15 protein-coding genes and 3 rRNA genes are annotated in these 21,279 nt (G+C 51.3%); 7 read left to right on the forward strand and 11 right to left on the reverse strand.

What is annotated here, in order from left to right:
* Positions 1–26: 26 nt before the first annotated feature.
* Positions 27–1,259 carry an ABC transporter substrate-binding protein gene (locus L1X57_RS17885; protein WP_009724928.1) on the reverse strand — a complete coding sequence of 411 codons (1,233 nt, stop codon included), beginning with the start codon at positions 1,257–1,259 and terminating at the stop codon, positions 27–29.
* 269 nt (positions 1,260–1,528) lie between these two features.
* On the opposite strand from L1X57_RS17885, the gene L1X57_RS17890 reads away from it, so the two are divergent.
* Both L1X57_RS17890 and L1X57_RS17895 read left to right on the forward strand, forming a co-directional pair.
* Positions 1,529–2,380, forward strand: a complete 852-nt coding sequence (locus L1X57_RS17890) for a TatD family hydrolase (RefSeq protein ID WP_009724927.1) — start codon at positions 1,529–1,531, stop codon at positions 2,378–2,380.
* Between the two features lie 12 nt (positions 2,381–2,392).
* A complete protein-coding gene (locus L1X57_RS17895) occupies positions 2,393–2,872 on the forward strand; it encodes a hypothetical protein (protein ID WP_009724926.1) in 480 nt (159 codons plus the stop codon).
* Here L1X57_RS17895 and L1X57_RS17900 read toward each other — a convergent pair.
* On the reverse strand, positions 2,869–3,453 hold the full coding sequence (locus tag L1X57_RS17900; RefSeq protein ID WP_009724925.1) for an elongation factor P hydroxylase: 585 nt from the start codon (positions 3,451–3,453) through the stop codon (positions 2,869–2,871). The genes L1X57_RS17895 and L1X57_RS17900 overlap by 4 nt on opposite strands.
* Before the next feature lie 164 nt (positions 3,454–3,617).
* Between L1X57_RS17900 and L1X57_RS17905 the strand changes: the two genes are divergently transcribed.
* The 3 genes from L1X57_RS17905 (at position 3,618) to L1X57_RS17915 (ending at position 6,861) form a co-directional block, all read left to right on the forward strand.
* Positions 3,618–5,036 (forward strand): MATE family efflux transporter, encoded by a 1,419-nt coding sequence (locus L1X57_RS17905; RefSeq protein WP_009724924.1) that lies wholly within the window; start codon positions 3,618–3,620, stop codon positions 5,034–5,036.
* A 3-nt stretch (positions 5,037–5,039) separates the two neighbouring features.
* Positions 5,040–6,038, forward strand: a complete 999-nt coding sequence (locus L1X57_RS17910; RefSeq protein ID WP_009724923.1) for a DUF3080 family protein — start codon at positions 5,040–5,042, stop codon at positions 6,036–6,038.
* Between the two features lie 112 nt (positions 6,039–6,150).
* Complete coding sequence (locus tag L1X57_RS17915; RefSeq protein ID WP_009724922.1) at positions 6,151–6,861, forward strand: hypothetical protein; 711 nt, start codon at positions 6,151–6,153, stop codon at positions 6,859–6,861.
* 75 nt (positions 6,862–6,936) lie between these two features.
* Here the strand turns inward: L1X57_RS17915 and tusA are convergent, their stop codons facing one another.
* Positions 6,937–7,188: a sulfurtransferase TusA gene (gene tusA, locus L1X57_RS17920; protein ID WP_009724921.1), complete on the reverse strand. Its 252-nt coding sequence runs from the start codon at positions 7,186–7,188 to the stop codon at positions 6,937–6,939.
* Positions 7,189–7,216: 28 nt separating this feature from the next.
* Here tusA and L1X57_RS17925 point away from each other — a divergent pair, with 28 nt between their 5' ends.
* The gene (locus L1X57_RS17925; RefSeq protein WP_009724920.1) at positions 7,217–7,504 is read left to right on the forward strand and encodes an antibiotic biosynthesis monooxygenase family protein; all 288 of its coding nucleotides are present in this window, start codon (positions 7,217–7,219) and stop codon (positions 7,502–7,504) included.
* 27 nt (positions 7,505–7,531) lie between these two features.
* Here the strand turns inward: L1X57_RS17925 and rlmM are convergent, their stop codons facing one another.
* The 8 genes from rlmM to L1X57_RS17965 all read right to left on the reverse strand — a co-directional run bounded on the left by rlmM (position 7,532) and on the right by L1X57_RS17965 (position 19,934).
* On the reverse strand, positions 7,532–8,599 hold the full coding sequence (rlmM, locus tag L1X57_RS17930) for a 23S rRNA (cytidine(2498)-2'-O)-methyltransferase RlmM (protein ID WP_009724919.1): 1,068 nt from the start codon (positions 8,597–8,599) through the stop codon (positions 7,532–7,534).
* Positions 8,600–8,977: 378 nt separating this feature from the next.
* Positions 8,978–9,093 (reverse strand): 5S ribosomal RNA (gene rrf, locus L1X57_RS17935).
* Positions 9,094–9,237: 144 nt separating this feature from the next.
* Positions 9,238–12,131 (reverse strand): 23S ribosomal RNA (locus tag L1X57_RS17940).
* Positions 12,132–12,453: 322 nt separating this feature from the next.
* Positions 12,454–13,986 (reverse strand): 16S ribosomal RNA (locus L1X57_RS17945).
* The 16S, 23S and 5S rRNA genes sit together here, the layout of an rRNA operon.
* Positions 13,987–14,665: 679 nt before the next feature.
* Positions 14,666–16,471 (reverse strand): acyl-CoA dehydrogenase C-terminal domain-containing protein, encoded by a 1,806-nt coding sequence (locus tag L1X57_RS17950; protein ID WP_009722764.1) that lies wholly within the window; start codon positions 16,469–16,471, stop codon positions 14,666–14,668.
* Between the two features lie 253 nt (positions 16,472–16,724).
* Positions 16,725–17,492: an SDR family NAD(P)-dependent oxidoreductase gene (locus L1X57_RS17955; RefSeq protein ID WP_009722763.1), complete on the reverse strand. Its 768-nt coding sequence runs from the start codon at positions 17,490–17,492 to the stop codon at positions 16,725–16,727.
* Positions 17,493–17,508: 16 nt separating this feature from the next.
* Positions 17,509–19,179, reverse strand: a complete 1,671-nt coding sequence (locus L1X57_RS17960) for an AMP-binding protein (RefSeq protein WP_009722762.1) — start codon at positions 19,177–19,179, stop codon at positions 17,509–17,511.
* 191 nt (positions 19,180–19,370) lie between these two features.
* Positions 19,371–19,934, reverse strand: coding sequence for a TetR/AcrR family transcriptional regulator (locus tag L1X57_RS17965; RefSeq protein WP_009722761.1), 564 nt, complete (start codon positions 19,932–19,934; stop codon positions 19,371–19,373).
* Positions 19,935–20,062: 128 nt separating this feature from the next.
* Here L1X57_RS17965 and L1X57_RS17970 point away from each other — a divergent pair, with 128 nt between their 5' ends.
* Positions 20,063–21,250, forward strand: coding sequence for an acetyl-CoA C-acyltransferase (locus L1X57_RS17970; protein ID WP_083002670.1), 1,188 nt, complete (start codon positions 20,063–20,065; stop codon positions 21,248–21,250).
* Positions 21,251–21,279 lie beyond the last annotated feature (29 nt).

Below are 21,279 nucleotides of genomic sequence, written 5' to 3' on the forward strand. Positions count from 1 at the left end.
TGTGTTGTTGATAAGGCATCAGCGTTTTACGAATTGTTGACGAGTGGACAGACGCTTTCAGACAGTGGCCGGAATGCTTCCTCAGCGGGGATGGTACGCACAACTCTGAAGAGGTCATCCTCATCGGCCGCTTCTTCCGGTGTTTTCACTTCAACGAGGTACATGTCATGCACCATACGACCGTCCTCACGGATATAACCGCCCGTCGCAAACACGTCGTTAATGGGGGTATCAACCATCTGCTGGCGAACGGTTTGCGTATCGTCTGTTCCCGTTGCCTCAATGGCTTCTAAATAGTGGCGGGTACTGGAATAAAGACCTGCGTGCACCATGGTTGGCATGCTGCCGGTACGCTCACGGAAACGCTCTGCCCAGGCACGCGTTTCGTCATTTAAGTCGTAATACCATGCCTTTGTGAACTGCAGCCCTTGGGCATTTTCTAACCCAATGCTGCGTATGTCAGTACTGAACAACACCATGCCCGCTAGAATCTGTCCGGCTTGAGTAATGCCAAATTCGCCTGCCGTTTGAACCGCATTAATGGTGTCGCCACCAGCATTATTGAGGGCAATAACATCGGCGCCCGATGCCTGTGCTTGCAGCATAAAAGAGGAAAAATCGTTATTCGGGAAGGGGTGACGCGCCCGCCCCACTACCGTTCCACCATTTTCGGTAACCACTCTTTCTACATCCGCCTCAAGTGCATGACCAAACGAGTAGTCGGCACTCAGTAAATACCAGTTTTTATAGCCTTCCTGCGTAATTGCTTTTGCCGTGCCATTTGACATAGCCCAGGTATCATAAACCCAGTGAATATGGTTGGGAGAGCAGTGTTCGTTAGTGACGCTAGAAGAAACAGCGCCGTTCACTAAGCCAAGTTTGTCTGCCTCTTCTAACAATCCTACTGCTGCTAATGTAACCGATGAAGCCACTAGGCCAGTGACCATGTCGACATTGCGCTCATCAATCCATTCACGCACGACACTTGAGCCAACATCAGGGCTATTACGATCATCAGCACTAAAGACGACAACTTGAGCACCGTGTACGCTGCCGCCAATATCTTCAATCGCCATCTCAATGGCATCTTGTCCTAATGGGCCTATTGGATCACGATAAACACCTGACATATCAGCTAGATAACCAATACGGATTTCATTATCTGAAATACCGTCATTGGCAGCCACGCTGGGAGCATAGCCAGCTGCAATGACCGCTGCCGATAGCGCAGAAATAGCGAAATGACGTGATAGCTGCATGTTTTTCACCTGTCTATTGTTGTTATTAAAAGAGCCTTAAGCCCGATTTATTTCACGCTTCATCCTCATGTTAAAAGTAAAAACCGCTTTACTGTTTACCTATCGAGCCAGTTTTTTTGCAATTCGTGCCATTCGATTATGATACCTACCCGTGATAGACCATTAGTCGTTGTTACCCACCAGCGTTACAATGGCGCTTTACAGCTGACTAAATAGTTGGCGAGTAATGTTTGTTACCAAATTTTTAACTGACGCTGGGAGTGTGACGTTTGGCGACAAGTGCTGTGGATAGCTTTTTACCCGAGGCGCTGCAATTTCGCCCTGGTGCCCCATTGGTGGATATCGGCGCTAACCTGACTCACGAGAGTTTTCAGCGTGACTTAGCTGATGTCATTGCCAGAGCGAAAGCGGCCAATGTGGCTACCCTTATTGTGACGGGGACTGATATTGAACACGCTGAGCACGCTGTAGAGCTGGCTAAACAGACCCCGGGGATATATGCCACTGCCGGGATTCACCCTCACGATGCTAGCGGGTGGAATAGTGATGTGGCGCGCCAATTGAGAGCGCTGCATCAACAACCTGAAGTGGTTGCCGTGGGCGAGTGTGGACTGGACTTTAATCGCAATTTTTCAACGCCTCACGAGCAAGAGCGAGCGTTTGAAGCTCAGTTGGCGCTCGCTGCTGAAAGTGGCTTACCGCTATTTTTGCACGAACGCGACGCGGGGCAGCGAATGCGTGAAATGCTACATAGCTGGCGAGATGATATCAGCCAAGCCGTTATTCACTGTTTCACCGCTGACCGAGATACGCTGCACGGCTATCTCGATTTAGATCTTCATATCGGGTTAACCGGCTGGATTTGTGATGAGCGCAGAGGTCATCACCTTCGTTCAATAGTGAAAGATATTCCGTTGGAAAGGCTAATGGTGGAGACTGACTGCCCTTATCTACTGCCTCGCAACCTTCCAGCTAAACTAAAAGGGCGCCGTCACGAGCCAGCCTTGCTACCATGGATTGTAAGAGAGATTGCCCAGTGGCATGACGTGACTGAAACCGAGCTGGGGAACGCAACAACCCGCACTGCCCAGCGTTTTTTCCGCCTTGATGCGGAAGCTTAAAAGGAGCGAAGCGTGGCTGATTACCCAGGATTTATTGCCATTGAGACGGGCGAAGATGACGGCTTGCCGCTGGCTATTGCCTGGTCTCTACCTGATGGGCGTATTAAGCAGACACTCATTCAGCCTGACGATAGCTGGATCAGTGAAGACACGAACGTGATGGGTTCTTATAGCATTGAAGAGCTAGAAAGCCTCGGCGTCAGCCCGTTGGATGTCATACGTGAACTAGAGACCGATCACTTCTCGGCTACGCTGTATACCAGCGATAACGGTGAGGATGAAGCAGCACTGGCTCGACTCTTTGACACCTACGGCTTAGATCCTTTTGTTGAGTTAGCACCTGCACAGGTGCTTTATGAAGCGATTAGCGCGAGAGATTGGCACCGCCTACGTAGTGAAACGTTTAATGACCTAGGGTTTGAGCCGATGCGGCCTGAACATGAAATCGAGGTCATGCTGACGCTACACAAGCAACTTACCGAAAAAGACTAAACCGCTTCGACCAACGCTACGTCAAGTTCTCGTTGCCCCTGCTTAACGGCCTGCGCTAAGGTCTCCTGATGCTGATAATAGCGTGTCAACGCGACAAATAAGGCGTTGGCACGCAATGGCAGCCCCTCCTCCAAATAGCGTGCTGCCCGGGCATTTACGTTGCTGGCAAACGCATCACGATCCACCTCAACGTCTCCACCCAAGTTATCTACGCTAACGTGAAACGTGCGCCCGCAGGCGCGGGTAAATAACTGTTCCAGCGCCTGTGGGGCAATCTCCGCTTTTTCGAATGCCTGCTGCTGCTGGGCGTCACGTCCATCAGGTAAATACCAGTAACCGTAATCCTCCAGCAGCCGACGCTTCTCCCCAGCAATGCACCAGTGGCTGATCTCGTGCAGTGCACTAGCAAAAAAGCCGCGCGCAAAGATCACTTGATGGTAAGGAGTTTCAGATGTGGCTGGGCGATATAGGGGTTCATCACCGCCCTTAATCAATCGCGTCTGATAACGCGCTGAAAACACACCATCAAACAATGCAGTTATGTCGTGGAGCGTCCAACGCTCCTGCTCTTGAGTCACCATATACCTACATCGCCATTCATTTAACTGTTCATTTCATAAAGTATACCTGCGCCTTGCCCATAAGCTAAAGAGACGACAGCTTCTTTGACAGCTACCGACGGCACAGCAACTCCTGCTACTCTATCCGCTTTTCTTGGGTCACTTTGCTAAACAGGGAACATACCGTGGGCGGCTTTACTAGCAATATCAAATCTATCTATTGGCCAGAAACCCGTACGCTGATGGCCTTGGCGCTCCCCATTTGCGGCGCTCAGCTGGCACAAGCGGGCATGAGCGTGGTCGACGTCATCATGACCGGCAGACACAACGCCACCGACTTAGCTGCCGTTTCGGTTGGCTCAAGCTTATGGATGCCGCTGATGCTGTTTATGACTGGTACGTTAATGGGCCTTACGCCAATCGTGGCGCACCTTTTGGGCGGCAAGCGACATGCTGATATTCGCCCAGCCGTTCACCAAGCATTGTGGGTCGCATTAGTGCTTGGGTTTATTGCAGCTGCCCTGCTATGGACAGTCGTCACACCTATATTCGAGCTTATGAAGGTGCCACCAGCCGTAGCACGCGAATCTGCTGCTTATCTTACTGCCGTTGCCTTTGGCATGCCGGGAATCGCCCTATTTCAAGCGCTCAGAGCTTTTTCAGACGGCATGAACCATACCCGGCCAGCACTATGGATTAGTTTGGTAGGGCTAGCCGTTAATATTCCCAGTAACTATCTGCTTATCTATGGCGGTGATGGCCTGGTTAATTTACTAGGTGGCGGGATACCCAGCAGCCTGCAACAACTGCCTGCATTAGGTGCATTCGGCTGTGGTATCGCCACAGCGCTCTCGATGTGGACGATGGCCGTTGCAATGGCACTCTATACCCGTAAAGGACGCACTTACCGCAGCGTTTCCCTTTGGCAAAAATTAACACCACCAAAGCTGGCCGGTATCCGCGAACTTGTGGTGGTCGGTGTACCCATCGGTGTGGCCATTTTTGTGGAAGTTACGTTATTTACATTGATAGCCCTGTTTATTGCCAGCTTTGGAGAGGTCACAGTAGGGGCTCACCAAATCGCGCTTAGCTTCACGACTATTTTGTTTATGTTGCCAATGTCATTGAGCATGGCGCTTACCGTACGTGTTGGTAATACATTGGGCCAACAACGTCCAGCCATGGCGCGCACCGTTGCTTGGAACGGTATTGTCATCAGCGTCATTGTCGCCGTCATCAACAGTACATTACTGTGGTTTACAGCGGTGCCGGTGATTTCGCTGTATACCTCCAATGCTGAGATTCAGGCTCTAGCGCTCACCATCATATCCCTGGCAGTGATTTTCCAGCTATCAGATTCTCTTCAAGTCAACCTAGCTGGTGCATTACGTGGTTATAAAGACACCCGAATCGTGATGGTCATTACCGTACTTTCTTACTGGATTGTCGGCTTAGGTGGTGGCCACTGGCTAGGAACTTACGGTATAGGTGGTATGTCTGACCCGATGGGTGTACATGGTTACTGGATAGGCCTTATTGCTGGGCTCAGCACAGCTGCACTGTTACTTGCTTGGCGGTTAAAGCGGATCAGTCAACAGGAGTAATCAATGACACCCTACCCACAACATATTTTATGGCTGGTCATCAGTGCCAGCTTGGTTCTAGCGGGCTGTGGTAACAATAGTGCTGAGCAGTCCTGGGTAGACTATCACCAACAGCTTACCAGCGATCTTTCAATTGCTGCTATTGAGCGTCATCCTCCACCTAATATTGGTGAGTTTCCTGAACGTCGAGAGCGGCTATTCGACATTCCAGAAACCCGAGAGGGTATGCTCAATATCTATGCGTTACGTGAGTGCCAAATAACGTCGCTAATCGCAGCGCGGAACAATCAGCTGGGCCGCGTTGCCCCTCCTAGCCAACACTGGCTTTACGAACGCGCATTATGGCAACGCCTGAGCGCTTGCTGGAACAGTGACATTCCTGACGGCTTAAGTGATGACAATAAAGCTCGGCTGGCTGAACTAACTGAGCTCAAGACAGAGCAGTTACCGGCTGTCAGTTGGAATGCCATTTTTGATTCTGAAGAGTGGGAAAAAAGCTTTTCCAGAGCGAGCGCCCCCCTAAACAGCGTTGAGCTACCCAATATTAACAATCAACTGATTGCAGTTAATTACCTTGAGCAAATGGTGACACACCAATTTAGCCAACAGTGGCAGCAAGACTCTTCAGCGCTTGAAAACCACCTTAAAGCGCTGCAAGAAAGGCCTTTAACAGCAGAAGTCTTACGAACACTGTTGCTTGCCCACCAGCGTTTGACGGAGGCTAACGAAGCACTTGAGTCAACATATTTAACGTCTCGCGAATGCTTACGGGATAATTTCCCAGCATGGCTCTCCCCTGTTGAACAAGTCTCCCTCCAATGGCTTACGGCAATTAATCGACTGATTAATGCTCATGAAATAACGCCACCTGAAGCGGTTCAAAACTACCAGAACACTTGGTTATCATTGAACAACCCTCAGGCTCCCTGGCAGCAACTCCAACGAGTAAAAGCAGAACACCAAGCGTTGCGAAATCAATTTACTAGCTGTGCTGATAATTAAAAATCACAAACCCTCTTAACCTTCTGGGCAACCTGTGCTATTGGTGAACTAAGTGGTAGGCAGCAAACGCTACCTACCGATGTCGTGACCACGCAGCACAAGGAGGGACATTATGGGCGCATCCCTGTCACCCCGCTCTGCCCAGGTCATCGACCTGGAAACCGTGCGTCAGCGTCAGCAGGCGCAGAAATGTTTAATCCGCTTAGCCCCAGAGCTAGATGGGTTAGAGATGGTCTACCAGCTCGCTGCGAGTCCCGACACGTATTACGGCCTGCCTGTTTTGGCCTGGGGGCTACAAGAGAACGGTAACGTTATTGGCCTTGTCCCGTGGATGGAGACACTCGCCGCTTGCCACGAACTCGACAGCCATGAAAATGGCCAGTTTATTGGCTATCGTGATCCAGAAACCGAAGAAATTTTCGCCCTTCCTCCTGATCACAAATACGACGAGCTAACGGCTTCGGCTAGTTACTTCGAGTATGAAGCTTCTGGAGAGGTTACGCTGATTCAGCAGCTTCCAGATACCCTAGGTACTCATGCTTTATGCATGAATCATCCCAATGCACCTTGGAATATGAAGCAAGTCTATGGATGGCGTCTCTATAGCGATGGAAGCGTCGAAGCAGTGCTTGCTGATGAACAGCGAGCCACGATGACCCCCATCCTCCTTGGAGACAAGTGCCTTTATGATGCTCACTCCCGCCATCGTACGGTTTACTTTTTTCAACGCCATATCGCTAGTCGCATAATAGATGAAGATCCTGCGACACTGGAAGCCCTGGCGATGATGGTTATTCCAAACAGCGAGGATGATCTTAAATAAGCACTTGCGAGGCTATCCATCCAAAGCCAGAACTTAAGCTTAAATTGATGACTAGCCTCGCATAGCTGCAGAAACTTACGCTAAGCGAAGAAAATACACGTAGTGGTCATCAGACTCATCTTGCAGCAATAACTGGTGTCCCAAAAATTGACAAAATTTTGGCACATCGCGAGTCGTTGTAGGGTCTGTCGCTATTACTTTCAACACCTGCCCAGGCGCCATATCACGCACCTTGTTATGCATTAGCATGATAGGTTCGGGGCAATATAAACCCGTTGTGTCTAACGATGCATCAAAGGCACATGGGTCATACGTATTATCAGTCATCTACAATCTCGTTTAGGAAACAGACAGCATGATCAAAGTAATCATTGAACGGCGTATTATGCCTGGCCTGGAAGAAGAGTATGAACTAGCTGCCCGCGAAGCTATGCGCGTTTCACTCGGTGTACGGGGGTTTGTCGGTGGTGAAACGCTTGTTGAACTCGGCCATACTGATCGCCGCCTTATGATTACCAAATGGCGCGACCTTCGCGCTTGGAAAGAGTGGCATTCAAGTGACGCACGTGCAACGGCCATGCAACGTATACTACCTCTATTAACAGAGGACGAAACAATCCGTGTATACGAGCCTGGCTGTTAACCTCCTTACGCTAGCCCTGCCTTTAAATTAGTGAGCAAGCCTTACATGAACCGTCACTTCTTCCCGATCATGGTAGAGGTGGCGACATGTAATCTTTGCTCGCACACCCGCCGTTTCCAAAGCTTCTTCCAGGGTACTAATACAGCGAGTAACTTCGTCCCAGCGTTTCTTCATGGGTAGCTTTAAATTAAAAATCGCCTCTCGACACCATTTTCGAGTCAACCACCGCTCCACCATTGCTAGCACGCGCACAGGCTTATCGACGATATCGCACACCAGCCAATCCATTCGCTGCGGCGGCTCCCAAGTAAATCCATCTTCTTTAAGATGATCTATCTGCCCAGTAGCCATTAGCTGCTTGTCCATTGGTCCATTATCGATCGCATAAACATACATGCCGCGCTGGACTAGCTGCCAAGTCCAACCACCTGGAGCGGCCCCTAAATCCGCTGCCTGCATATGATCTGCAAGCCGTGTATCCCACTCCTCTCGGGGAATAAACTCATGCCATGCCTCTTCTAGCTTCAGTGTTGAGCGGCTTGGTGCACGAGAAGGGAAACGCAGGCGACGAATACCATTAATCAGTTCACTTCGATTATCAGGAAAACTCATGCCAAGCTGAACACGATCACCATCCGTCCAGAAAATATGCAAGCGACGTGCACCGGCTTTCCCGCGCAGAGCACCCCTTTTTTTTAGCATACTTTGCAATGGTTTAGTCAGCGCTTTAATTAAGCCTGCCAATGCTTTGCCATCATTAGTATCTGGCGTTTCGTGCCAAATTTCTTCAAAGCTCCAACGACTTGCCTTCACCTGATCTAAAATGGCGGTGAGACGGTCATCTCGAGACAGTGTTAGAGCAGGCATAGCCGCTAAACTTTGACGAGCAAAAATGAGCCGCTTAAATGCAGCCTTCCGATGCAATTCATTAATTGGCTCTTCATCCAAGCGCGTTAAACTTGCCCAACCTTCGCCTTGCGCAGGTTCACAACTTACTTCTTGCTGCTTGGCATGGTACTGCATTTCAGCCAATGCGTCGCTTTCAAACCCTGGGCGGCAATAGACAAGCCACGACGTGGGTACTGTTTCACTCACCCTTTCACCTCGAAAGTAATTTCATGTCATAGGTGAACATCTATTCAGAATAAAATGCCCCCGTTAATCGCCGCATCATATCACTTTCTTTCAAATGCTTTCTAAGTAGTGAGAACAGCAGCGAGAATTTATCTACTTGATTAGCTTAAAACATTATTAGCAACCAACAAAAAACCCCAGCTTCTAATGAAGCTGGGGTTTTTCTTAATAAGTGCCTGACGATGATCCGGGCGGCGCTCCGCTACTCTACTCGTCTCATCCTGAGACTCGCCCTTCGGGCCCGCTAAAGCGGTTCCCGTTTGTTCCCGACAAACGGGGTCCAGGGGAGCCCCCTAAAAAGCAAAACCCCGACCAAATGGCCGGGGTTTCTCAATAAGTGCCTGACGATGACCTACTCTCGCATGGGGAGACCCCACACTACCATCGGCGCTAAGCGGTTTCACTTCTGAGTTCGGCAAGGGATCAGGTGGTTCACGCGTGCTATGGTCGTCAGGCGTAACTGGTCATGTATATCATGCTGAACGTGTCATCGATGTTTTGTGGCGTCTCTTTCGTCTCACGCCCTCCGTGTGTCACGTTGGGCTTGAGTCGCGTATCCGGTTTTCGTTATCACTGCGACCAGACCCCTTGGGTGTTATAGGGTCAAGCCTCACGGGCCATTAGTACACGTTAGCTCAACGCCTTGCAGCGCTTCCACACCGTGCCTATCAACCAGCTGGTCTCGCTGGGCCCTTCAGGAGGCTCTAGGCCTCAGGGATGTCTCATCTTGAAGGGGGCTTCCCGCTTAGATGCTTTCAGCGGTTATCCCGTCCGCACATAGCTACCCGGCAATGCCACTGGCGTGACAACCGGAACACCAGAGGTGCGTCCACTCCGGTCCTCTCGTACTAGGAGCAGCCCTTCTCAAACATCCAACGCCCACGGCAGATAGGGACCGAACTGTCTCACGACGTTCTAAACCCAGCTCGCGTACCACTTTAAATGGCGAACAGCCATACCCTTGGGACCGACTTCAGCCCCAGGATGTGATGAGCCGACATCGAGGTGCCAAACACCGCCGTCGATGTGAACTCTTGGGCGGTATCAGCCTGTTATCCCCGGAGTACCTTTTATCCGTTGAGCGATGGCCCTTCCATACAGAACCACCGGATCACTAGAACCTGCTTTCGCACCTGCTCGACGTGTCTGTCTCGCAGTCAAGCACCCTTATGCTCTTGCACTCACTGCACGATGTCCGACCGTGCTGAGGGTACCTTCGTGCTCCTCCGTTACTCTTTGGGAGGAGACCGCCCCAGTCAAACTACCCACCACACACTGTCCTCGATCCGGATAACGGACCTGAGTGAGAACGCCAATGATGCCAGGCTGGTATTTCAAGGTTGGCTCCCCTCGAACTAGCGTCCGAGATTCAAAGCCTCCCAGCTATCCTACACAGGCAACATCAGCGTCCAGTGTGAAGCTATAGTAAAGGTTCACGGGGTCTTTCCGTCTAGCCGCGGGTACACCGCATCTTCACGGCGATTTCAATTTCACTGAGTCTCGGGTGGAGACAGCGTGGCCATCATTACGCCATTCGTGCAGGTCGGAACTTACCCGACAAGGAATTTCGCTACCTTAGGACCGTTATAGTTACGGCCGCCGTTTACCGGGGCTTCAATCAAGAGCTTCGCCTTGCGGCTAACACCATCATTTAACCTTCCGGCACCGGGCAGGCGTCACACCCTATACGTCCGCTTGCGCGTTAGCAGAGTGCTGTGTTTTTACTAAACAGTTGCAGCCACCTGGTATCTTCGACCGGTTCGGGCTCTGAGAGCAAGTCTCGTCACCCTACGCCGGCGTGCCTTCTCCCGAAGTTACGGCACCATTTTGCCTAGTTCCTTCACCCGAGTTCTCTCAAGCGCCTTGGGATTCTCACCCTGACCACCTGTGTCGGTTTGGGGTACGGTCGCACATGATCTGAAGCTTAGAGGCTTTTCCTGGAAGCGTGGCATCAATGACTTCCTGACCGTGGTCAGTTCGTTTCGTGTCTCGGCCTTAGAGCATCCCGGATTTACCTAAGATGCAAGCCTACTCACTTTCACCAGGACAACCAACGCCTGGCTCACCTAGCCTTCTCCGTCCCCCCATCGCAATCATGTCCGGTACAGGAATATTGACCTGTTTCCCATCGACTACGCCTTTCGGCCTCGCCTTAGGGGCCGACTCACTCTGCTCCGATTAGCGTCGAACAGAAACCCTTGGTCTTCCGGCGAGGGAGTTTTTCACTCCCTTTATCGTTACTCATGTCAGCATTCGCACTCGTGATACCTCCAGCGAACTTCTCAATTCACCTTCATCGGCTTACACGACGCTCCTCTACCGCTCACACCTAAGTGTGAACCCGTAGCTTCGGTACCTGGTTTAGCCCCGTTACATCTTCCGCGCAGGCCGACTCGACTAGTGAGCTATTACGCTTTCTTTAAAGGATGGCTGCTTCTAAGCCAACCTCCTAGCTGTCTGAGCCTTCCCACATCGTTTCCCACTTAACCAGGATTTCGGGACCTTAGCTGACGGTCTGGGTTGTTTCCCTTTTCACGACGGACGTTAGCACCCGCCGTGTGTCTCCCACGCTCGCACTCACCGGTATTCGGAGTTTGCCTCGGGTTGGTAAGTCGGGATGACCCCCTAGCCGAAACAGTGCTCTACCCCCGGCGGTGATACGTGAGGCGCTACCTAAATAGCTTTCGAGGAGAACCAGCTATCTCCGAGCTTGATTAGCCTTTCACTCCGATCCACAAGTCATCCAAATCTTTTTCAACAGATCCTGGTTCGGGCCTCCAGTTGATGTTACTCAACCTTCACCCTGCTCATGGATAGATCGCTCGGTTTCGGGTCTATATCCAGCGACTGTGTCGCCCAGTTAAGACTCGGTTTCCCTACGGCTCCCCTAAACGGTTAACCTCGCCACTGAATATAAGTCGCTGACCCATTATACAAAAGGTACGCAGTCACAGAACAAGTCTGCTCCTACTGCTTGTACGCACACGGTTTCAGGATCTATTTCACTCCCCTCTCCGGGGTTCTTTTCGCCTTTCCCTCACGGTACTGGTTCACTATCGGTCAGCCAGGAGTATTTAGCCTTGGAGGATGGTCCCCCCGTCTTCAGTCAAGGTTTCTCGTGCCCCGACCTACTCGATTTCACATGATCAGATTTTCGACTACGGGGCTATCACCCACTATGGCCGCGCTTCCCAGCGCATTCGCCTAATCAGTCACATGCTTAAGGGCTGGTCCCCGTTCGCTCGCCGCTACTAGGGGAATCTCGGTTGATTTCTTTTCCTCAGGGTACTTAGATGTTTCAGTTCCCCTGGTTCGCCTCTTACGCCTATATATTCAGCGCAAGATACTCATCTTATGATGAGTGGGTTTCCCCATTCAGAAATGCCCGGGTCACAGGTTGTTTGCCACCTCGCCGAGCCTTATCGCAGGCTTCCACGTCTTTCATCGCCTCTGGCTGCCTAGGCATCCACCGTGTGCGCTTCATTGCTTGACCCTATAACCCGAAGGAGTCTGGTGTCTCGCAATGATAACGATTGCCGGATACGCTTGAGACGTATCACAAAACAATTACGTATAAACACTTCAAAGAAGCGTTTATGTCAGCATGATATACATTGTTAAAGAGCGACTGCTATGCGCAGTGATAAGCGGTTGCTTTTTTCACATTAAAAGGAAAAGAAAGGTCTTTAAAGACGATCTTAAAAAAGCTCTTTTCTCTTCTTTCAATAGGAAGAAAACGCTTATCACTGCGTATCAACAGCATTCTGATCAGGTAATTCATTGTGAGCGCTTACCGCGAGGGATGATGCATCGTTTAAGGAGGTGATCCAGCCGCAGGTTCCCCTACGGCTACCTTGTTACGACTTCACCCCAGTCATGAACCACACCGTGGTGATCGCCCTCTTGCGTTAGGCTAACCACTTCTGGTGCAGTCCACTCCCATGGTGTGACGGGCGGTGTGTACAAGGCCCGGGAACGTATTCACCGTGACATTCTGATTCACGATTACTAGCGATTCCGACTTCACGGAGTCGAGTTGCAGACTCCGATCCGGACTGAGACCGGCTTTTCGGGATTAGCTGACTCTCGCGAGCTCGCAACCCTTTGTACCGGCCATTGTAGCACGTGTGTAGCCCTACTCGTAAGGGCCATGATGACTTGACGTCGTCCCCACCTTCCTCCGGTTTGTCACCGGCAGTCTCCTTAGAGTTCCCGGCATTACCCGCTGGCAAATAAGGACAAGGGTTGCGCTCGTTACGGGACTTAACCCAACATTTCACAACACGAGCTGACGACAGCCATGCAGCACCTGTCTCTGCGTTCCCGAAGGCACCAAGTGATCTCTCACAAGTTCGCAGGATGTCAAGAGTAGGTAAGGTTCTTCGCGTTGCATCGAATTAAACCACATGCTCCACCGCTTGTGCGGGCCCCCGTCAATTCATTTGAGTTTTAACCTTGCGGCCGTACTCCCCAGGCGGTCGACTTATCGCGTTAACTTCGCCACAAAGTGCGCTAGGCACCCAACGGCTGGTCGACATCGTTTACGGCGTGGACTACCAGGGTATCTAATCCTGTTTGCTACCCACGCTTTCGCACCTCAGTGTCAGTGTCAGTCCAGAAGGCCGCCTTCGCCACTGGTATTCCTCCCGATCTCTACGCATTTCACCGCTACACCGGGAATTCTACCTTCCTCTCCTGCACTCTAGCTTGACAGTTCCGGATGCCGTTCCCAGGTTGAGCCCGGGGCTTTCACAACCGGCTTATCAAGCCACCTACGCGCGCTTTACGCCCAGTAATTCCGATTAACGCTTGCACCCTCCGTATTACCGCGGCTGCTGGCACGGAGTTAGCCGGTGCTTCTTCTGCGAGTGATGTCTTTCCTAGTGGGTATTAACCACTAGGCGTTCTTCCTCGCTGAAAGTGCTTTACAACCCGAAGGCCTTCTTCACACACGCGGCATGGCTGGATCAGGGTTGCCCCCATTGTCCAATATTCCCCACTGCTGCCTCCCGTAGGAGTTCGGGCCGTGTCTCAGTCCCGATGTGGCTGATCATCCTCTCAGACCAGCTACGGATCGTTGCCTTGGTGAGCCATTACCTCACCAACTAGCTAATCCGACATAGGCTCATCCAATAGCGGGAGCCGGAGCCCCCTTTCTCCCGTAGGACGTATGCGGTATTAGCCTGGGTTTCCCCAGGTTATCCCCCACTACCGGGCAGATTCCTATGCATTACTCACCCGTCCGCCGCTCGTCAGCGGGTAGCAAGCTACCCCTGTTACCGCTCGACTTGCATGTGTTAGGCCTGCCGCCAGCGTTCAATCTGAGCCATGATCAAACTCTTCAGTTTAAAATCATTGTGATGCTTACATGTCACTCGAAAGTCACATAAGTGCATCAAACTTGGCTCAAGGTTCAAACGAATTCATTTCAATTTACATTGTCATGACCGCTTGCCTTGATATTTGGTGATTTATCACCCTCATCGGCAAGCGCCCACATGAATTACCTGATCAAATTGTTAAAGAGCTGTTTTCGCTGGATAAAACTGGCTAACCGTTGAACTGGTTTGCCTCAGCGAGGAAGGCGTATTCTACGCATTTCCTGGTGTTTGTCAATCACTGTTTTAAGTGAGTGAAGCGAGTGAGCGAAGAAAGCGAGATAACGATGCTTTCTGGCGTGGCTCGTTTCAAAAAGGGTTGGAAGACATCGAAGCATGCTGCTGAGTTCTTCTAACTCTCTGACAAACCGAAGGTTTTCACCTTCAATCACCGCTGGTAACGCTGTGCGTCCCCGGCAGCGGATGCGTACTTTACGGATTCGCTGCCGACTTGGCAAGGGGGTTTGTGAAATAATCTAAAAAAAAAGCGACAGGCGTTGTTCATAGAACAAGCCTGCCGCAAACCACCGATCAGTCCCCTGACCAGAGAGTGCTCAGTTACACCTACAGATGAATCTTTTTTGCAGAATAACGGTTCCTGCTTAGCTAGGTCTCGTACTTAAATTTCAAAAGCTTAAATTTCAAAAGCTTAAATTTCAAAACCTAAACCAAAGTCTTCACTCGACATCGCCATAAGACTTCCCGCACCCGCCTGAATCATCTGAGCATGCGCTTTAGTACGCGGCAGCAGACGTTGGTAATAAAAGCGTGCAGTGTTCAATTTAGCAGCATAAAACGCCTTATCATCACCTTCTAACGCCACAGACGACTGCTTCGCCGCGCGGGCAAAAAGGTACGCCAAGGTGACATAACCGGAGTACATCAGGTAATCGACGCTAGCCGCCCCTACTTCTTCACGATCCTGCATGGCTTTCATGCCTACGCCCATGGTCAGCTCGCCCCACTCAGCATTCAGCTTTGCTAGCGGCTCAACAAACTCTTTTAACGCAGGGTTATCGGCTTCCGTCTTGCAGAATTTATGGATTTCTTTGGTGAATACTTTTAGCGACTCACCCTGACTCATCAACACCTTTCGGCCAAGTAAGTCTAACGCCTGAATACCGGTAGTACCTTCATAAAGGCGGGTGATACGCGCATCACGCACCAGCTGTTCCATACCCCACTCTTTAATGAAGCCGTGCCCACCAAAAATCTGCACACCCTCATTGGTGCATTCAAAACCAACTTCAGTGAGAAACGCTTTCACGATAGGCGTTAATAAACCAAGCAAGGTTTCAGCCTGCTCTTTCTCATCACCGGGCTTACCGTGCTCAACGATATCGAGCATTTGAGCGGTATATAGCACTAACATCCGGCCACCCTCGGCAAACGCCTTTTGGGTTAGCAACATGCGGCGCACATCCGGATGAACAATAATAGGATCTGCCGCTTTCTCCGGCGCCTGAGGGCCGGAAAGCGCACGCATTTGCAAGCGGTCACGGGCGTAGCTCAGAGAATTTTGGAAACTGGCTTCAATTAAGCCTAAGCCTTGAATGCCCACCCCGAGACGTGCGGCGTTCATCATGGTAAACATGCACGCCAAGCCTTTATTAGGTGCCCCAACTAAATAGCCAGTCGCTCCGTCAAAGTTCATCACGCAGGTCGCATTACCGTGAATACCCATTTTGTGTTCGAGCGAGCCGCACGTAACGCCATTACGGTCGCCTGGGTTACCTTGGGCATCAGGCATAAACTTGGGCACAACAAATAGAGAAATACCTTTCGAGCCCTCAGGAGCGTCAGGCAGCTTTGCTAACACAAGATGAACGATATTCTCGGCCAGATCATGGTCACCAGCAGAGATAAAGATTTTGGTACCGGTAATGGTATAAGCGCCGCTTGCATCAGGCACTGCGCGGGTCTTAATTAATCCTAGGTCTGTACCGCAGTGCGGCTCGGTGAGACACATGGTGCCCGTCCAAACACCCTCTACCAGTTTGGTAAGGTAAGCTTCCTTTTGTTCGTCAGTCCCGTGGTGCCGAAGCGCATCGGCAGCACCATGGGAAAGCCCTGGATACATACCCCACGCTAAGTTAGTTGCGCAGATCATTTCAGACAGCATCATCGCCAATGAGGGCGGAAGACCTTGCCCGCCTTGCTCAGGGTCTGCTGCCAAGCTTGGCCAGCCACCTTCAACATATTGCTGATAGGCCTCTTTAAAACCTTGCGGCGCTTTCACTTCGCCACCTTCTAACAAGCACCCCTCTTCATCACCGCTTTGGTTGAGCGGAAGCAGCACCTCACGAGCAAAGCGCGCACCCTCTTCAAGAATCGCACTCACGACGTCTGGAGACGCATCATCGCCACACGGCAACGCTGCATAGTGGCTAGGATAATCAAACATTTCGTCCATAACGAAACGCATATCACGTAGAGGGGCTTGATAGCTGGGCATGTCACTTCTCCTGAACAGGGGGCTGAAAGCGGCTCACGTTTTTAATACGGTTTGAGTTTCAAAAAAACCGCTTTCAAACACATGTTTGAAAACTAGCGCGCACCCGCCTCATAGTCAAGCGGTCGTTTGAATATAACACCCAAAACCGCTACAACTTTGGTCGCCCTTACGGCAGAAAATTGATTTATAAACAAAAAAAACCTGCCAGCAAAGCACTGGCAGGTTATCAGACTCTACTTATTTTCCAGCCTAATTACTGCATTCGAATGCCACCATCCAGCCGAATCACTTCGCCGTTCAACATTGGGTTAGTGATAATCTGCTCAGCCAACTGGGCAAACTCATCAGGCTTACCCAACCGCTTGGGAAAAGGCACCGCGGCGGCCAAGGCTTGAGCCGCTTCATCAGGAATCTCACTCATCATGGGTGTTTCAAAAACGCCCGGAGCAATCGCCATAACGCGAATAGCATGGCGCGAAAGCTCCCTCGCCGCGGGCAAGCTCATTCCTACAACGCCGGCTTTCGAAGCACTGTAAGCACACTGCCCTACCTGCCCATCAAATGCCGCTATAGAAGCCGTATTAATGATCACGCCCCGCTCACCGCTTTCGCTGGGGGTATTTTTAGCCATGGCGGCGGCCGCCAAACGCATCACATTAAACGTGCCCACTAGATTGATATTGATCGTTTTTGCATAGCTTTCCAGATCTGCGGGATTGCCGTTACGATCAATCAGTTTGGCCACGCTCACTACGCCAGCACAATGAATAACACCTGAAAGGCCGCTTTCACCTCCCATCGAAACCGCTTCGTCAATCGCCTGCTGCATCTGCTCAGCAGAGGTAATGTCAGCGATACAGGCCGCTGCACATTTACCTAAGCGCTCAGCGTGTTCTGTCACGCTATTATTCATATCGCACAGCACAACGTTGCCACCAGCAGCTACTAGACGCTCTGCGGTTGCTGCGCCTAGCCCTGAAGCGGCCCCTGTAATCAAAAACGTACAATCCTTTACCTGCATTTCAACTTTCCTTTAATTATTTGTCGTTGCGTACTTGCTCAGTTGCTTGGGCACGAAGTTTGAAGCGTTGGATCTTACCGCTAGGCGTTTTTGGCAGCTCATCGACGAATTCGATAACCCGGGGAAACGCATGAGTAGAAAGGCGCTCACGCACTTGTTGGCGAATTTCATCAGCAAGCGCTTCGCTAGCCTCATACCCATCACGCAACACAATATAAGATTTAATAATTTCACCGCGGATCTCGTCCGGCTGACCAACCGCAGCAGACTCAGCAACTGCGGGGTGCGTCATCACGCTGTTTTCAACATCCGTGGGACCAACCCGATAGCCTGCAGTGGTAATAATGTCGTCATCGCGTCCGGCAAACTGAAACGAGCCGTCATCATTGCGGATAACCACGTCACCAGTCAGGTAGTAACCATTTACAAAGGGATCTTTTTCTTGCCAGGTATATCCCTGGAAGAAATGAGCGGGTGAGTTTTTAATGTCAACCGCAAGCACACCCGGCTCACCAGGAGGCAGCTCGTTATATTCTGCGTCCAAAATGGCCAAGCGGTAGCCAGGCATTGGCACCCCCATCGCTCCCACATGTTTAGGGTGGTCAAGGGAGTGATGGTTATTACAGGTCATGCCGGTTTCTGTTTGACCATAGTGATCCATGACCGGACAACCTAACGACTTCTCCACCCAGGTCACTACTTCTGTATTCAGTGGCTCGCCTGCCGAACTCGCCGCGCGAAGCTCTAAGGTTTGGTGGGCATCATCGAACAGCCCTGACGCTTTCATTAAACGATATGCCGTGGGCGCTGCGGCGAAGTTAGTAATATGGTGACGCTTCATGAACGCTAAGGCACCTTCTGCACTGAAACCCGCTTCACAGAAGTGCGTGGTAACACCGAGCAGCAGCGGTCCAGCGATCGCGTAATATAGCCCGTATGCCCAGCCTGGGTCAGCCATATTCCAAAAGCGGTCATCGTCACGAAGATCGACTGCTAGCTCCATATAGAGAGCAAACGCGGTCATACCAGAAAGCGGCACAGCCACTCCCTTTGGCTTGCCTACCGTGCCCGAAGTAAACATTTGAAGAAAAGGTTTTTCAGGGGCAAGACGAGGTGGCTTGTCGCTCATTGACGTATACGTCAATGCAGTCTGCCAATCATGATCATTAGGATGCTCGCCAGTGGCTCCACCTACTGCCAAAACAGGTGGGCACTGACTTAGCCCATCAAACTTAAAGCGATTAGCGTGATCGGTAATCACTAGCTTGGTGTCAGCGCGCCCCAGTCGATAATCCACCGCATCAGGACCGAAAGCAGTAAATAACGGCTGATAAACCGCACCAATTCGCCAAGTAGCGAGCACAGCCACTAACAGCGCTGTTGAGCGCGGCAGCATGCAGGCAATACGGTCCCCTTCACCAAGCCCTTGGGCCTTAAACCAACCTGCAAGCTTGCCACTCAGTTCGTCCAACTCTGCATACGTCAGCGTATGGGTTTGCCCATTGATGTCTTCCTGCACGAGCGCAAGCACATCGCCTCGCCCTTGGCGCACATGACGACCGCAGCATGCTTCAAAGGCATTGAAACAACCATCCTGATGGTCATCCAACCGGGCAATCATGGTGTCAACCGTAAAGTCTTCCAGGAAGGTCGAATATGTGGGTAGTGACGCTGATGTTGCTGTCATGATGGCTCTCTTATGTTGTTAGTCGTGAGCAGTGGTACGCAAACAGACAGGCCAGGGTTCCGATCTTACGTTTTATTATTGTCCGTTTACGTTAACGGAAACCTTGCAGTTAAACTAACGCTAAAAGCATTTACGCGGGAGCGCAAGCAATCCTCGTCGTAAATGGATTAGACGTTGGTCGAGCGGGGGTATTAACGAACCATAATCATCGCAACAAGTTCATCGGCTAGATCATCGGGAGTACGCGGCCCACTTGGGTCGTACCAGCGAACTGTCCAATTCAACGCACCCAAAATAAACCGCGACACCAGAAAGCGGTCACCGTGAATAAGCTCCGCTGCCAGCGCATCGTCGATAACGTCTACCCACAGTGCTTCGTAGGCGTCCCGAAGGTGACTTAAATGGGCACTCGCATCAGGATCTAACCGTCGCCATTCAAATAGCGCGACCACATGGGCGTTACGATCAGCAAAAAGCGTCTCTAAGTGCGCCCGGGCCATAGCATGCAAACGCGCCTCAGGATCATCATCGCATTCTTGAAGTGCTGCTTTAGCAATACTGAGAGCATTCTGGGTGCCCTCCTCTATTACAGCAGCTAAGATTTCCTGCTTATCTTTGAAGTGATGGAACAAGCTGCCAGACTTGATACCCATTTCTTGCGCCAGCATACGCACCGTGGTGCGGTCAAAGCCTTCTTGGACGAATAGCTGAGCCGCTAAACGTGTCAATTCCTTGCGGCGAGGGGAAGCATTCATTACATTCATGTCATTTACACTAGCGCTTGCTTGGTTACTTAGGAGAAGACCACAGCCCCGCCAACGGGTCAACGCATCACTAAGCTCACAGCAAGATAATCACAATAAATCCGTCAGGAGACGCACAAATGAGTAATGCCACCGAGGTTGTATTTTTATCTGCCACCCGCACGCCAATGGGCGGCATGATGGGAAGTCTTTCCAGCATGACGGCTCCCGAACTTGCGGCCGTTGCAATCCGCGCTGCCATAGAGCGAGCAGGTATCGAAGCATCCGTTATTGAAGAAGGCATCATGGGGTGTGTACTGCCCGCCGGCGTGAAACAAGGGCCAGCCCGCCAGGCCATGCGTCAGGCTGGCATTCCCGATGCCAATGGTGCTACCACCATCAATAAGCTGTGTGGTTCTGGCATGAAAGCCACCATGCTAGCCCACGATTTAATCAAAGCAGGGACTGGCGAAATCCTGCTTGCAGGCGGTATGGAGTCAATGTCTAATGCCCCACACGTACTTACTAAAGCGCGTGGCGGCTACCGTTTAGGTCATGGCGAGCTGAAAGACCACATGTTCCTAGACGGCTTAGAAGATGCCGAAACCGGCAAATTGATGGGCGTTTTCGCTCAGGATGTTGCATCAGAGCGTGGCTACACGCGCGAGCGCTTGGACGACTTTGCCATTGCCTCTCTAGAGCGTGCCATGGACGCCACCAATAACGGCCACTTAGCGGCTGAAATGGCACCGGTAACAGTAACCACCCGCCAAGGTGAAACGCTGGTCGAACATGACGAACAGCCCTTCCAAGCCAAACTGGATAAAATTCGCCAGCTGCGCCCAGCGTTTGCCAAAGACGGGACTATTACGGCTGCCAACGCCAGCTCAATTTCCGACGGCGCATCAGCGCTTATTTTGGCCAGCCATGAAGCCGCTAAGCGTCATGGCGTGAAGCCTCTAGCCAAAATGCTCGGCCATACCACCCACTCCCGCCATCCAAGCGAATTCACCATTGCGCCGGTAGGTGCGATTGAAAAGCTGATGAAAAAGCTTGGCTGGGGCGTTAACGACGTTGATCTCTTTGAGATTAACGAAGCATTCGCGGTCGTCACGTTAATGGCCATGGATGACTTAGGGCTACCTCACGATAAGGTGAATGTATTTGGCGGTGCTTGTGCCCAAGGGCATCCGATTGGCTCAACAGGTTCACGGGTGATTGCAACGCTTATCCATGCTTTACGCACCAAAGGCGGCAAACGTGGTATTGCCAGCTTGTGCATTGGTGGTGGCGAAGCCACCGCCGTGGCCGTTGAACTCATCGATTAATACAATCAACTCCTCCGCGCCTTGGCATG

Source organism: Halomonas sp. TD01 (assembly GCF_923868895.1).
Classification (GTDB): Bacteria; Pseudomonadota; Gammaproteobacteria; order Pseudomonadales; family Halomonadaceae; genus Vreelandella.

Bases quoted from the DNA above. Each gene is read 5' to 3' on its own strand.
- L1X57_RS17910 (WP_009724923.1), top strand. From the start codon at position 5,040: ATGACACCCTACCCACAACATATTTTATGGCTGGTCATCAGTGCCAGC.
- tusA (WP_009724921.1), bottom strand. From the start codon at position 7,188: ATGACTGATAATACGTATGACCCATGTGCCTTTGATGCATCGTTAGAC.
- L1X57_RS17965 (WP_009722761.1), bottom strand. From the start codon at position 19,934: ATGAATGCTTCCCCTCGCCGCAAGGAATTGACACGTTTAGCGGCTCAG.
- L1X57_RS17915 (WP_009724922.1), top strand. From the start codon at position 6,151: ATGGGCGCATCCCTGTCACCCCGCTCTGCCCAGGTCATCGACCTGGAA.
- L1X57_RS17960 (WP_009722762.1), bottom strand. From the start codon at position 19,179: ATGACAGCAACATCAGCGTCACTACCCACATATTCGACCTTCCTGGAA.
- L1X57_RS17955 (WP_009722763.1), bottom strand. From the start codon at position 17,492: ATGCAGGTAAAGGATTGTACGTTTTTGATTACAGGGGCCGCTTCAGGG.
- L1X57_RS17925 (WP_009724920.1), top strand. From the start codon at position 7,217: ATGATCAAAGTAATCATTGAACGGCGTATTATGCCTGGCCTGGAAGAA.
- L1X57_RS17970 (WP_083002670.1), top strand. From the start codon at position 20,063: ATGAGTAATGCCACCGAGGTTGTATTTTTATCTGCCACCCGCACGCCA.
- L1X57_RS17885 (WP_009724928.1), bottom strand. From the start codon at position 1,259: ATGCAGCTATCACGTCATTTCGCTATTTCTGCGCTATCGGCAGCGGTC.
- L1X57_RS17950 (WP_009722764.1), bottom strand. From the start codon at position 16,471: ATGCCCAGCTATCAAGCCCCTCTACGTGATATGCGTTTCGTTATGGAC.
- L1X57_RS17900 (WP_009724925.1), bottom strand. From the start codon at position 3,453: ATGGTGACTCAAGAGCAGGAGCGTTGGACGCTCCACGACATAACTGCA.